Annotated in this window: 12 protein-coding genes; 5 read left to right on the forward strand and 7 right to left on the reverse strand. The window is 63.1% G+C overall.

Going from position 1 to position 12,814, the window contains the following annotated elements; translation table 11 throughout:
* Positions 1 to 398 precede the first annotated feature (398 nt).
* Complete coding sequence (locus FJ958_RS13480) at positions 399 to 974, forward strand: TMEM175 family protein (protein WP_140743287.1); 576 nt, start codon at positions 399 to 401, stop codon at positions 972 to 974.
* Between the two features lie 122 nt (positions 975 to 1,096).
* Here FJ958_RS13480 and FJ958_RS13485 read toward each other — a convergent pair whose 3' ends face one another.
* Positions 1,097 to 1,378, reverse strand: coding sequence for a hypothetical protein (locus FJ958_RS13485; protein ID WP_140743289.1), 282 nt, complete (start codon positions 1,376 to 1,378; stop codon positions 1,097 to 1,099).
* 226 nt (positions 1,379 to 1,604) lie between these two features.
* On the opposite strand from FJ958_RS13485, the gene FJ958_RS13490 reads away from it, so the two are divergent.
* Positions 1,605 to 2,471, forward strand: a complete 867-nt coding sequence (locus tag FJ958_RS13490; RefSeq protein WP_140743291.1) for an SDR family NAD(P)-dependent oxidoreductase — start codon at positions 1,605 to 1,607, stop codon at positions 2,469 to 2,471.
* A gap of 10 nt (positions 2,472 to 2,481) precedes the next feature.
* On the opposite strand, the gene FJ958_RS13495 is transcribed toward FJ958_RS13490, so the two are convergent.
* The 3 genes from FJ958_RS13495 to FJ958_RS13505 all read right to left on the reverse strand — a co-directional run bounded on the left by FJ958_RS13495 (position 2,482) and on the right by FJ958_RS13505 (position 4,451).
* A complete protein-coding gene (locus FJ958_RS13495) occupies positions 2,482 to 2,907 on the reverse strand; it encodes a low affinity iron permease family protein (protein WP_140743293.1) in 426 nt (141 codons plus the stop codon).
* 313 nt (positions 2,908 to 3,220) lie between these two features.
* Complete coding sequence (locus FJ958_RS13500; protein ID WP_140743295.1) at positions 3,221 to 3,862, reverse strand: DapH/DapD/GlmU-related protein; 642 nt, start codon at positions 3,860 to 3,862, stop codon at positions 3,221 to 3,223.
* A gap of 85 nt (positions 3,863 to 3,947) precedes the next feature.
* A complete protein-coding gene (locus tag FJ958_RS13505) occupies positions 3,948 to 4,451 on the reverse strand; it encodes a CreA family protein (protein ID WP_140743297.1) in 504 nt (167 codons plus the stop codon).
* Between the two features lie 189 nt (positions 4,452 to 4,640).
* Here FJ958_RS13505 and FJ958_RS13510 point away from each other — a divergent pair, with 189 nt between their 5' ends.
* A complete protein-coding gene (locus FJ958_RS13510; RefSeq protein WP_140743299.1) occupies positions 4,641 to 5,219 on the forward strand; it encodes an SCO family protein in 579 nt (192 codons plus the stop codon).
* 60 nt (positions 5,220 to 5,279) lie between these two features.
* Entirely contained in the window at positions 5,280 to 6,152 is an 873-nt protein-coding gene (locus tag FJ958_RS13515) for a 50S ribosomal protein L11 methyltransferase (protein ID WP_140743301.1), read from the forward strand.
* Positions 6,153 to 6,197: 45 nt separating this feature from the next.
* Here FJ958_RS13515 and FJ958_RS13520 read toward each other — a convergent pair whose 3' ends face one another.
* Entirely contained in the window at positions 6,198 to 9,218 is a 3,021-nt protein-coding gene (locus FJ958_RS13520; RefSeq protein ID WP_140743303.1) for an autotransporter domain-containing protein, read from the reverse strand.
* A 377-nt stretch (positions 9,219 to 9,595) separates the two neighbouring features.
* Here FJ958_RS13520 and FJ958_RS13525 point away from each other — a divergent pair, with 377 nt between their 5' ends.
* Complete coding sequence (locus FJ958_RS13525) at positions 9,596 to 11,440, forward strand: aminopeptidase P family protein (RefSeq protein WP_140743305.1); 1,845 nt, start codon at positions 9,596 to 9,598, stop codon at positions 11,438 to 11,440.
* Between the two features lie 239 nt (positions 11,441 to 11,679).
* Here FJ958_RS13525 and FJ958_RS13535 read toward each other — a convergent pair whose 3' ends face one another.
* Together FJ958_RS13535 and FJ958_RS13540 are read right to left on the reverse strand one after the other, a co-directional pair.
* Positions 11,680 to 11,976, reverse strand: a complete 297-nt coding sequence (locus FJ958_RS13535; protein ID WP_140743307.1) for an AzlD family protein — start codon at positions 11,974 to 11,976, stop codon at positions 11,680 to 11,682.
* Complete coding sequence (locus FJ958_RS13540) at positions 11,973 to 12,701, reverse strand: AzlC family ABC transporter permease (protein WP_140743309.1); 729 nt, start codon at positions 12,699 to 12,701, stop codon at positions 11,973 to 11,975. Before FJ958_RS13540 ends, FJ958_RS13535 begins: the two co-directional genes overlap by 4 nt.
* Between the last annotated feature and the right edge of the window lie 113 nt (positions 12,702 to 12,814).

Here is a 12,814-nt window from a genome sequence, read left to right on the forward strand (position 1 = left end):
TCAGGAATCCCGGACTGAACGGGTACGGGTCGGGCCCGTGGCCCCGATCCGCCACGCTATCGTTGGTGCGGCATCCGGTGCAACCGATCCTATTTGCAGGGAAAGCCGAGCGCGACCTTGCACTTGTCCGGGCGTGGTTTGTGCGGCGGGCGATGGTGCCGAGGGCGGTAATGCGGCGGCCCCAGCCGTTCGGTTGCTTCGGCGCGAGACTGCATCACAAGGGAGAGTCGGGAGCAGAAAGGTCAACAAGTAGCCAATGCCTGTCAGCACCATCGGCGGCCTGGCGCGAAAGTTCCCCTGATATTGTTGGGGATTTATCGCATGCCGTTTATCGAACCGGCCAGATGAGCTAACAATTTGCTGTCTTTCGACAATTCCTTTTAGGCAGGGCGGTGATCATGGGCAAAGGCAGGGTCGAGGCATTCACCGACGGCGTGGTGGCCATCATCATCACCATCATGGTGCTGGACCTGAAGGTGCCGGAGGGCGAGGATTTCTCCGCCCTGGTGCCGCAACTGCCGATCTTCCTGTGCTACGTGCTCTCCTTCATCAATGTCGGCATCTACTGGAACAACCTGCACAACATGTTCCACACCGTGCAGCGCGTCGATGGTGGCGTGCTGTGGGCAAACCTGCATCTGCTGTTCTGGTTGTCCCTGATGCCGGTAACGACGGCTTTCATGGGCGAGAACCATTTCGCCACGGTTCCGGTCGCGGTTTACGGTTTCGACCTTGCAATGTGCGCCGCCGCCTATGGCATCCTGGTCATTACCCTGCATCGGCTGCATGGGCCGGACACCGCCTTCGCCAAGGCGATCGGCCGGGACCGCAAGGGAAGGCTTTCCCTCGCCGTCTACCTCGCGGCGATCGCGCTTACCTTCCTCAACCGGTGGATCGGCGTGGCGCTCTACGTCGCCATCGCCTTGGTGTGGCTTGTACCGGACACGCGTTTTTCGCGCGTTCTCGAAAAATAACGCGCGGGCTCATCGCTCGGCGCGATGCCGGACGGAAAACCGCTTCGCACTTTTCCTGGAATTGCTCTTTGGTTCGGCGCAATTCCGGACGGAAAACCGCTTCGCACTTTTCCTGGAATTGCTTAGCCGCGCATTTCTTTCAGTTTTTCCGCCACTGCAGCCGCCAGATCGGCATAGCGCTCCTCCAGCCGTTCCGCGGCCTTGATGATCGAGAAATCATGGCCAAACTTTTCCAGCGCCATGCGCAGTTTCTCGACGAACTCCGCCTGTTTTTCCAGCGCTGAAAACAACGTCTTCACCTGGGCTTCGGTGATTTCGGGATTGGCCAGCATCTGCGGCACCTCGCGCCCCATCTGGTCGCCGGTGGCGGTCTGCTCCTTCAGAATTGCGACCCAGTCCGTCAATCGAAAACCTCCATTTGCCTGGGCAGCATGCGCAGCCTCGACCGGCATGGTCAACCCGAACCCATCTCTCCCGTCAGGGAACGCGCCGCGGTTTGGGGACAACGACGTGCATGAAAACAACACTTTGAGTGTGCGCCGTGGGGCCTTGAGCGCCGCTGCCCGAAGGACTTGCGCAAGGCCGTTGCGGCGCTAAGTTCGGCGCTATCGAAGAAGGAAGCCATCGCCGATGATCCCCGACACCGAGGTCCAGACCGCCCTGCCCGCCCTTGAGCCAGGCAAGTCCGCCGTCATCACTGGCGCCGCCAGCGGTATTGGTCTTGCGGCCGCCAGGCGGCTGGCGCTGATGGGAATGAAGATCGTGCTCGCCGACATTGGCGGCGCGCGCCTCGACGAGGCCTCCCGCGCCATCTCGGCGATCGCGGGCAATGACGCCGTGCTTGCGGTCGCCGCCGACGTTTCGAACGCCGACGAGGTCGATCGTCTAGCCGACCGGGCATTCGGCGCCTTCGGCGATATCTCGCTGCTGATGAACAATGCCGGTGTCGGCGACAACCCCGGAAAGCCCTGGGAAAACCGCGACGCCTGGAAACGGCTGCTCGCCATCAACTTCTGGGGCGTCGTGCATGGCGTGGAAGCGTTCGCCCCGCGCATGCTGGCCTCAGGCAGGCCGGGCCTCATCGTCAACACAGGCTCGAAGCAAGGCATCACCACACCACCCGGCAACCTCGCCTACAATGTCTCCAAGGCTGGCGTGAAGACGTTCACCGAAGGGCTGGCGCATGCGCTGCGCAACGAGCCCGGCGCCCGCCTGTCGGCGCATCTGCTCATTCCCGGCTTCACTTATACCGGCCTCACCGTAGGGGCGACGGAAAAGCCCGCCGGCGCCTGGACAGGCGAACAGGTCGTCGATTTCATGCTGGAATCGCTGGTCAGGGGCGACTTCTACATCTTGTGTCCCGACAACGAGACGGCGCGGCCGCTGGACGAGAAGCGCATGGCGTGGGCAGCCGGAGACATCATCGAAAACCGCCCCGCTTTGTCTCGCTGGCATCCAAACTACAAGGATGCGTTCGCGGCCTTCATGAAAGATTGAGTTCGAGTCTTTAGGCCGCGCGCTTTCTCGGAGTTCGTTTTTGCGCCACGGCCTTCTTTGCGGCCATGGCGGCGATCTTCTCATCGTGCCGGCGCGCCGCCTGCTCGCACTTGTCGCGGATTTCCTCGACCTCGGATTCGGTGAGGTGTTCGATGCCGATGAAGCGGTTGTGCGCCTCGCTGACCCGGATCAGTTCATCGAGCTTGGCCTGGATCGCCGCGCCGTCCCGATTCTGGGTGTTTTGGATGAGAAACACCATCAGGAAGGTGACGATGGTCGTGCCGGTGTTGATCACCAACTGCCAGGTGTCCGAGAAATTGAAGAACGGCCCACTCGCCGCCCAGATGACGACGACCAGGCAGCAGACGGCAAATGTCGGTGACAGGCCGGCTATGTGGGAGACCCGGTTGGCGATCCTGGTGAAGAGCTTTTCCATCTGTCGAGGTCCCTCAATGGCTGCCGCGATGAGAAACAACCGGCGACCGTTTCGGGTTCCCGCAGGCAATAAATACAACCGCTGCAATTGAATGCACGCAACGCGCGCATATGGTGAAAAACACACCTTATCGGTTCAATGTCATGGTAACCCGCGCAGGCAAAAGTGCCTGTTCCGTCCGCTCCACGGCGGTTTACCTCCAGCCCCTTCCGCCGCGCCACCCCCCGCATGGCGGAAGGGGTTTCAGCCCGTGGCGCGGAGCGTGGTTTCCCGAAAGCGCCGACCGGCATACAAACAGACGATCACTTCAGGTTCAAACGGCGTCGTTTTCCCAGCGATCGAGGAAGGCCTCGATCGGCATTGCCTGGATATCGGGAACCGCCCTGGCGAGTTTCTCGACCGGCCAGTCCCACCAGGCGAGAGCTTCGACCCGCGCCGCGATTTCAGGAGCAAAGCGCGGCCTGAGCGGCTTCGCCGGCACACCGGCGACGATCGTGTAGGACGGCACGTCATGAGTTATCACCGCATTGGCGCCAATGACGGCGCCATTGCCGATGGTGATATCGGGCATGACGACCGCTCCATGGCCGATCCAGACATCATGGCCGATGGCCACGGCCTTCGCCTGCCGCCGCTCGCGGAACGCGGCATCGACGCCCAACCAGCGAAAATACTCGTTTGGCCGATAGCTGACCTTGTGCTGGGTCAGCCGTTCGATCGGATGCTCCAGTGCATTGATGCGGCTGTTGGCGGCGATCGAGCAGAATTTGCCGATGCTCGTGTAGATCGCCTCCGCATGGCGCTCGAAATAGGAAAAATCCCCCACGCTCACCTCGCGCAGCACCACGCGCTCGCCGATTGAGGTATAGCGGCCAAGCTTGCACCCCTTCAGCTCCGCGGTCGGATGGATGCGCGGTTCTGGATCTTTCAGGACGAGGTTTTCGGAACGGTCCATGGGCGCGGCTTTACGTCAGAGCAATTGTTCCCGCAAGCGGGACCAATTATCCGTCAAGCCAGTTCTGGGAAAGAGTTCGATCAGCCTATTTCGGCTTGCCCTTGGTCCACACCACGTTCTGGCCGTAGAGCGGCACCGTTGTGACCGACATCTTCGCGGAGCCGTTCTGCACCTGGCGCGAGTGCGACAGATAGATCAAGGTCTCGTTGGTCTTGTCGTAGATGCGGTTCACAACCTGCTTCTTCCAGATCAGGCTGAGGCCTTGTTTGAACACCTCCTCGCCGCCCTCGCCCATATCGATGTCGCCGATGGTGATCGGGCCGGTCTGGCGGCACGAGATTGAGGAATCGCTGGGATCCTCGAACCAGTTGCCCTTGTGCAGCCTATCGATGATGCTTCGGTCGAAATAGGCGACATGGCAGGTCACCCCATCAACCTTGGGGTCCTTGATCGCGTCGATCATGATGTCATTGCCGACCCAGTCGACGCCGACCTTGCCGACTTCCTCGGCAATGGCGGCACCAGCACCAAGGACAAGGCATGCGGCCAGAGCGCCGCCGATCAGTTTTGGCCCAATCGGTCTTTGCAAGGAAGCCTCCTGCGGTTCGAGTAGCCGGTCTCAGGTGGGGCGAGTTGGGTTGCTTTGCAAGCAGACGCTTCAACACCATATGCGGTTGCGGCAACGCGGCACTTTGCCTGGGCAAGGTCGAACCGCTAAGACTGTCGCATCGGCGCGCACTGAGCCGCCGGCGATGATTTCTGCGGACGGACTTTTCTGATGATGCGTTCTATCCTGATCGGCATTCTCGTCCTGATGGCGGCCGGCATCGGTTGGCTGACCTTCGACTGGTATCGCGGCCACTACGGCGGCGAGCCGTTCGGAGCCCCGTTCACTCTTGTCGACCAGAAAGGCGCGCCGATCACCGAGGCCGCCTTCAGGGGGCAGCCCAGTGTCGTCTTCTTCGGCTTCACCCACTGCCCCGAGGTCTGCCCGACCACGCTCTTCGAACTCTCCGGCTGGCTGAAGACGCTCGGCGACGACGGTAAGAACCTGCATGCCTACTTCGTCTCGGTCGACCCGGAGCGTGACACGCCGCAGGTGATGAACGCCTATGTCAGCAATTTCTCCGACCGTATCACCGGCATCACCGGCGAGCCGGACAAGGTCCATGCCATGGCCAAGTCCTTCGGCATCTACTGGAAGAAGGTCGACACCGGCGACGGCGACTACACCATGGATCACACCGCCTCGGTGCTGCTGCTGAACGCCAAGGGCGACTTTGCCGGCACGATCGCCTACGGCGAAAGCGCCAGCACCGCCGTGGAGAAGCTGAAGCGTCTTGCCGCCAGGGGCTAGAGCTTGATTCCGAAAACCGGTTTTCGGACAAGATCAAGCTCAAGGAAGACCTTAATCCACATGACCCAGACGCGACTGCATTTCACCACCGGAAAGATCGAGGCTGACCGCATTTTCGCGGCGCTCGAGATGGCCTTCGAGGATGAAGGGCTGCCGATCGCCGTGCTGGAGGTGGACGAGGACCAGGACATCCATGAAGTCTCGCTCTACGCCGACGGCGACGTCGACGCGGTCGAGGCGCGGGTGAAGGACGTTCTCGCCGGCCTCGCTCTGTCAAAACCGGTCGAGCGCGAAAAGCTGCCCGACATCGATTGGGTGGCGCGCTCGCTGGAAGGCCTGAAGCCGGTGCGCGCCGGCCGTTTCTTCGTCCACGGCGCGCATGACCGCAGGAAGCGCCACAGCGGCGAACTCGCCATCGAGATCGAGGCCGGCCTTGCTTTCGGCACCGGCCATCACGGCACCACCGCGGGATGCCTCGAAATGCTGGAGAAAGTGGTGCGGCGCGAGCACCCGCGCAACGCGCTCGATCTCGGCACCGGCAGTGCGGTGCTGGCGATCGCCGTCGCCAAGCTGGCGCATATTCCGGTGCTTGCCACCGACATCGATCCGGTGGCGGTGAAGGTCGCCGCAGCCAATGCGCGGCTCAACCACGTCAAGGCGCTCGTCGAGACGGTGACCGCACCGGGCTTTCACCACCCGATCTTTGGCAAGCGCGCACCCTTCGATCTCATCGTCGCCAACATATTGGCACGGCCGCTGATGCGGCTGGCGCCGCAAATGGCCGGGCACATCGCGCTCGGCGGCTCGATCGTGCTGTCAGGCATTCTCGATCGCCAGCGCGACGCCGTCATCTCGGCCTATGTCGGCCAGAACTTCCGCCACGTGCGCACGCTGCACCGCGAAGGCTGGGTGACGATCCACCTCAAGCATTGAGGCCGGCAAGACAGCCGGCCGGTTCTTGACGTCCTAATGCCCAGATTAGAACTTGATGCCAAGATTGGCCTTGAACCCATTGTCGAAGGCATCCGGCCCGAACTGTCCGGCATAGGACAGGCCAAGCGTGGCGTTGCGCGCCAGCTGCACGTCGAAACCGGCTTCGACCAGCATCGCATCCCTGGCGATCGGCACGCCGGCGACGGTGAAGTCGTCGCCGCCGGCGAAGGCGACCGTCGACACCGGCGTCGCCTCACCGAATGCATGGCGCCAGCCGAACATGCCGCGCGCGGTCGCCGCAACGCCGCCAATGGTGACGTCGGTCGAGGCCCTGAAGCCGAGCGTGGTGAAGGTCGCGTCGGTGGTCGAACTGCCGCTGCTCAGCGCCGCGGCGCCACCGCTCTCCGAGAAACCGTCCGTGTGCAGATTGACATAGGCGAGATTGGCGAACGGCTCGAAGGCAAATGGCCCGGCATCGGTCTTGTAGGCAAGTTCGCCGAATGCCTGCGCGGTCCCCGCGTCGTAATCGGCCGACAGGCTGTCGGTGAAGCCCTGGAAAGCGACCGACCGCGACGTCGAGATACGGTGCCAGGTGTAGGCGGCGCCGGTACGGAAGGCGATGGCGCCCCAATTGGTCCCGCCATAGAGGCCGAGATGGTAATTGTCGCTGTCGCCTGAGGAGTGCCTGTCGTCGGCATCGAAGCTGGTGTGGCTGTAGCCGCCGACCACGCCAACCCGCCAGTTGCCGGCTAGGCCGTCGGCGCCCACCAGCAGGCCACCCGTCGAACGGTCGAAGGCAGCTGCATTGCCATCGCTGTCAGTGCCGCCCCAGGAGCCGAATCCCTGCGACCAGACGGCAAAGCGGTCCGTGTCGGCGGCCACGGGCTGAACGCCGTCCTGGCCATAGGCCATGACCGGCAGCGAAGCGGTTTTGCCGCTGTCGCCGAAAGCGCCACGCAAGCGTGCCGTCACCGCATCCTGCAGGAAGTGGCTGTCCTGGACGAGCATGCCCTTGGCCGAGGCATGGACTTCGCCCGAAAGCTGGTCGTAGGCGGCCTGCGCGGCCGCGTCGCTCGGCAAGGCGAGCATCGCGCTGACCAGGGGGCTGCCGGCGGCGCTGTCCAGCCCCTCGCCGGTGGCGATCTGGTTCGGCGTCAGGCCGGCCGAACCGAAGCTCTTCGACTGGGTGACGTCGATATAGGCCTGCGTTGCATTGGAACCGGTGGTGAGGCTGACGAAGTTGGAGAGCTGCGGGTCGGCCAAGGTGAAGGTTCCGGTGACGCTGCTGGCCTCAAGAACGGTGTAGCGGGTGCCTGCCACTAGACCGCCAAGTCCAATATTGGTCACCGTCAGGCCGGCGCCGCTGGCAATGGTGGCGGCGCCATGCACATCGATCAGATCCGAGACGACGGCCGAATTGAGTTCCACCGCATAGGTGGAGCCGGACTCGAATTTGGCGGTGCCATTGACTGTCAACGTGCCAATTGCATTGTTGCCGGGCGCGACCGTGCCGGAGACGTCGAGCGCTCCAATCGTGCCGCCGCCGCCCAGCGTGGCGCCGTTGGCGACGGCCACGGCCGAATTGGCCAAGGAGCCGCTGACCAGAAGCGTGCCGGCCTGAGCCTTGGTGTTGCCTGAGAACGAACTGGTGCCCGAAAGCTCGAAGGTTCCCGTTCCCGTCTTGGTCAGGTCGCCGGTGCCGGTGAGATTGCCGGAAAACACCGTATCGTTATTCATGCCGCCGGTCGTCAGCGTGCCCGAACCGGTATCGACCGTTCCCGCGCCGGCAAGCGAACCGATTGCTTGGCTGAAATTGTTAAGCGAAAGCGTGGCACCGCTGGCAACCGTATAGGCGCTGTTGGCGCTGAAAATGTTGGCCGCGCCTGCCTTCAGCGTGCCCTGGGCAACGTTGGTCGCCGTGGCATAGGTGTTGTTGTTGGCGAAGCCGCTCACCGTCAGCGTTCCCGCGCCGGTCTTCGTGAAGGTACCGGTCGGCACATCATTGTCGCCCATGCTCGCGCTGGTGCTCACGTCGAACCCGTTTGTATCGATGGTGCCGCCCGTTGCGTCGAACAGGATCGAGACATTGGCAAGGTTAAGGTTGGCACCTGCCTGCAACGCGCCGCCCTCCAGGGTGATCGGCCCCGAACCCGCCGCATGATCGGCCGTGACCTGCAACGTGCCGTCGCTGATCCTTACCCCACCGCTCAAATAGTTGTAGTTGGTCAGGACGAGTGTACCGGCACCGGTCTTCACGACCGTGCCGACCTCGAATTCCGAAATCTGACCGGAATAGGTGCCTGTTCCCGGCCCAACATTGATGGTCTGGCTGACGTCGATGTATAGATCGTTGCTGACGGTAATACCGTTCTGGATATCGATCACGGTTCCATTGAAAGCGGTAAGCTGGCCGGTCCCGAGGGCGGCATCGTTGCCGAGGCTGAGCGTGCCGCCATAGAGAGTGGTACCGCCAGCATAGGTGTTTGCCCCATTTAAGGTGAGCAAGCCATCGCCACTCTTGGTCAAGCCGCTGCCTGAAATCACTCCATCCGCCGTAAAATGAGTACCGGCACCAACCGAGAAAACGGTGTCGGAGATCAGGTTGAAACCGGCATTGGTCGCCAGATCCGTGACGAAATTGTTCGTTTCCACGTTAACGGCGGCCTGGCCAGAGGCCTGGAAATTCAAAACACCGTTCGCCAACTGGTAGCCGCCAGAGGTGCTCGTTGCATTGAGGTTCAGTGTCCCCACCGTGTAGGGCCCACCTGACAGGTCGACGGTATAGGAGACACCCTGGTCCGCCGCATCATGGTTGAAGTTCGCGACCGCATCGACCCCATCTGGAACCGTTGCGGGGGTCCAATTCGCAGCCGTACCCCAGCCGCCGGCGCCATGGGTGAAATCCTCAGCCGAGGCGCCACCAGACATAAGTGGCGTCATGGCGATCACTACAACTCCGGCTAGCAGCAGAGCCGGTAGCGACGTCGACGCCAGCAATGGACGCGCAAGCTGCGCGTTCGCCTCGCTCTTGCATTTGGCGTGCGCTGCAAAAACCGAATGTCTCATGTAATGCAATCTCCCCGACCAGCCATCTATTTGACTGGATCGCCCCTGAAACCCATGACAACGCTACGAAAAGCGCCGGCCCGAGACAAGCCGCGAGGATTGCCGAAACCAAACAACGCAGGCCTTGGAAAGCAATCCGCGCACGCCCGTTGCGATTTTGCATCAATGAATATCGGGCGCGTCAAATGCCAAACCGAGAAAGCACGGCTGTTGCCGGCTGGAAAGCGTGTTTCAGCGGCATCGACCTTCGTACTGCCGCTGGACCAAGCGCGATTGGTTGTCAGCCTGGCGACGCTGTAGCAGTTTGCGCCAGCCGGAAATCGATTCCGATTTCCAGGTCCATAGGCTACGGTCGAACTGACATCAGGAGGCCCATCATGTTCCAGACCTTCGATTCCGCGGGCGACCCGGCGGTCGGCAAGCCGCGCGTGGCGCTGCTGCGCCAATGGCTTGCGGCGAATGGCCTGGACGGCTTCATCGTCCCACGCGCCGACGAGCATCAGGGCGAATATGTCGCCGACCGTTCGGCGCGCCTGAAATGGCTGACCGGCTTCAGCGGCTCGGCCGGCGTCGCCATCGTCCTGCGTGACCGCGCCTTCGTCTTTGTCGACGGCCGCTACACGCTGCAGGTGCGCAATGAGGTCGACCTCGACGTCTTTTCGATCGAAAGCCTGGTCGACAACCCGCCCGCCGTCTGGCTCCGCGAGAATATCGGCAAGGGCGCGCGGCTGGGCTTCGATCCATGGCTGCACACGATCAGCGAGGTCAAGGCGCTGCAGGCCTCGGCCGACAAGACGGGCGCCGTCCTGGTGCCGCTCGACAGGAACCCGATCGACGTCATCTGGAAGGACCAGCCCGCGGCGCCCGTAACGCCGGTCGAGCTGCACCCGATCGGCTTTGCCGGCGAACTCGCCAAGGACAAGCTGGCGCGACTGGCGGCGGCGATCGGCAAGGACGGCGCCACCCATGCGGTGCTGACCGATCCCTCCTCCATCGCCTGGGCCTTCAACGTCCGTGGCGGCGACGTGCCGCACACGCCGCTGGCGCTCGGCTTCGCCATCCTCGCGGCCGATGGGTCCCATCAGCTGTTCATGGACAAGCGCAAATTCTCGCGCCAGGTCGCGGCCTATCTCACGCAGCTCGCCGATCCGCACGAGCCCGCCGAATTCGAAGCGGCGATCATGGCCCTCGCCAAGGGTGGCGCGAAGATCGCGCTCGACCCGGTGCTCGCGGCCGACAGGCTGCGCATGCTGGTCGAGGACAATGGCGGCACGGTGATCGCCGCGCCCGACCCGGCCCGCATCCCACGCGCCACCAAGAACCAGGCCGAGATCAACGGCTCGCGCGCCGCGCATCGCCGCGACGGCGCGGCGGTGGCAAAACTCTTGTGCTGGCTGGAACGCCAGAAGCCAGGCTCGCTTGACGAGATCGCCGTCGTCACCAAGCTGGAAGAGACACGCCGGCAGACCGGCGAGGAAACCCAGATGCCGCTGCGCGACGTCTCCTTCGACACCATTTCCGGCGCCGGCCCCAACGGCGCCATCATGCATTACCGCGTGTCGCGCGCCACCAGCCGCAAGCTTCAAAGCGGCGAATTGTTCCTGCTTGATTCCGGCGCGCAATATCAGGACGGCACCACCGACATCACCCGCACCGTGCCGATCGGCCAGCCGACCGAGGAAATGCGCGAACGCTTCACCCTGGTGCTCAAAGGTATGATCGGCATTTCCACGCTGCGCTTCCCAGCCGGCACGCGCGGTTCCGAGATCGATGCCGTCGCCCGCATGGCTCTGTGGAAGCATGGCTGTGACTTCGCCCATGGCACCGGCCATGGCGTCGGCTCGTATCTGGCCGTGCATGAAGGCCCCCAGCGCATCGCCCGCACCGGCACCGAAAAGCTGCTCGAAGGCATGATGCTGTCCAACGAGCCCGGCTACTACAAGGAAGGCTCCTACGGCATCCGCATCGAGAACCTCATCCTGGTGACGCCGGCAGAACAGATCGAGGGCGGCGACATCGCCATGCACGGCTTCGAGACGCTGACGCTGGCGCCGATCGATATCAGGCTGGTGCGGTCGGACCTGCTGACGCGCGAGGAACTGCACTGGCTGGACACCTACCACGCCCGCGTGCTGGCCGAAATCGGCCCGATGCTCGACGGCGAAACGCTGGCCTGGCTGGAAAAGGCGACCGCACCGCTGCCGCACGACGCCAAGATTTGAGGCGGCCGATATTCAGCTTGGAAGGTTGGCGCTGCCCCTCATCCGCCTGCCGGCACCTTCTCCCCGCATAGTGACGGGAGAAGGGAGCTGGCCGCAACCTCGCCGCCTTTTTTTGCAGCGCCTATAGTTGGCGAAATCGTCGATGACAGCGTCTTTCTCCCCGTCCCTATACGGGGAGAAATGCCCGACAGGGCAATGAGGTGCGGCGCCTACGTTGGAAGCATCGCGAGGCAGAGCTCTTATCCGATGAACTGCCGCGCCAGGATCAGCACCGCGGCACCCGCCAGAAACATCGCCATCAGCCCGCCACGCAGCGAAACCACCGCCGTGACGACCAGGGCCGCCCATTCGGCCGGTCCGGCGTTCAACAGTTCCGGCGCCACCAGTGTCGTCAGCACCGCCGCCGGCACCGCATTGAGGCCGGCCTCGACGCGCGGATGGATATTTTCGAAGCGCGAAATCACCAGATGCCCGCCGATGCGCGTCAGATAAGTGGCGATCGCGCCAGCGATGATGATCCAGAATGTCGTGCTCATGGCTGCTCTCCCACGCCGCTATGGTGCGGCGGCAGGATGACGGCGAGCAGCACGCCGGCAACGGCGCCGATCGAGACATGCCAGGGCGATCCGACCGTCTTGTAGGCGATGATCGAGGCGCAGCCGCTGGCGATGACCACCGGCAGCCACAGCGGCCGCTTGCGAAACCCCATCACAAGGCCAAGGAAATAGATCGGCAGCAGGAAATCGATACCCAGCGCATGCGTGTCGGGGATGAGCTTGCCGAACACCGCGCCGAGCGCGCTTTCGGTGATCCAGAACAGATAGACCGGCAGGCCGAGCCCCAGATACCAGGCAAAGCCGACGGTCTGCCCCGACTGCGCCCGCGCTTCGGCCACCGCGTATTGCGGATCGGTAAGGATGAAATAGCCGAGCGCCTGCTGGATGACGGGCCAGTGCGCGATGCGCCGGCCGATCCCGGCGGAATAGAGCACATGGCGGAAGTTGACGGCGAAGATCGAAAGCACGATCAGCCATGGCGCGACATGCTGGCCGAACAGCTGGATGCCCACCATCTGGCTGGCGCCGCCGAACACCAATGCGCTCATCAGGAAGGCTTCGAAGACCGAGAAGCCCTGGTCGACGGCAAGCGCTCCGAACAGCACGGCAAATGGCGCCGACGCCACCACGACCGGCATGGACAGCCGCACGCCCTGCCAGAACTCGCTCTTGCCGCCGCTTTCGGAAATCACGTCCGTCGCCATCGACCACTCCTGATGCATGTCGCCCAAAAGTGCGTGGCGGTTTTGGGACAACGGCATGCACAACAACAAAGGGAGAGGCGGTATGTAGGTGGCATGCCCCGCCTTGTCACACG

It is taken from the genome of Mesorhizobium sp. B2-3-5 (assembly GCF_006442395.1).
Classification (GTDB): domain Bacteria; phylum Pseudomonadota; class Alphaproteobacteria; order Rhizobiales; family Rhizobiaceae; genus Mesorhizobium.

Bases quoted from the DNA above. Each gene is read 5' to 3' on its own strand.
- FJ958_RS13490 (WP_140743291.1), top strand. From the start codon at position 1,605: ATGATCCCCGACACCGAGGTCCAGACCGCCCTGCCCGCCCTTGAGCCA.
- FJ958_RS13535 (WP_140743307.1), bottom strand. From the start codon at position 11,976: ATGAGCACGACATTCTGGATCATCATCGCTGGCGCGATCGCCACTTAT.
- FJ958_RS13520 (WP_140743303.1), bottom strand. From the start codon at position 9,218: ATGAGACATTCGGTTTTTGCAGCGCACGCCAAATGCAAGAGCGAGGCG.
- FJ958_RS13480 (WP_140743287.1), top strand. From the start codon at position 399: ATGGGCAAAGGCAGGGTCGAGGCATTCACCGACGGCGTGGTGGCCATC.
- FJ958_RS13510 (WP_140743299.1), top strand. From the start codon at position 4,641: ATGATGCGTTCTATCCTGATCGGCATTCTCGTCCTGATGGCGGCCGGC.
- FJ958_RS13540 (WP_140743309.1), bottom strand. From the start codon at position 12,701: ATGGCGACGGACGTGATTTCCGAAAGCGGCGGCAAGAGCGAGTTCTGG.
- FJ958_RS13500 (WP_140743295.1), bottom strand. From the start codon at position 3,862: ATGGACCGTTCCGAAAACCTCGTCCTGAAAGATCCAGAACCGCGCATC.
- FJ958_RS13495 (WP_140743293.1), bottom strand. From the start codon at position 2,907: ATGGAAAAGCTCTTCACCAGGATCGCCAACCGGGTCTCCCACATAGCC.
- FJ958_RS13525 (WP_140743305.1), top strand. From the start codon at position 9,596: ATGTTCCAGACCTTCGATTCCGCGGGCGACCCGGCGGTCGGCAAGCCG.
- FJ958_RS13515 (WP_140743301.1), top strand. From the start codon at position 5,280: ATGACCCAGACGCGACTGCATTTCACCACCGGAAAGATCGAGGCTGAC.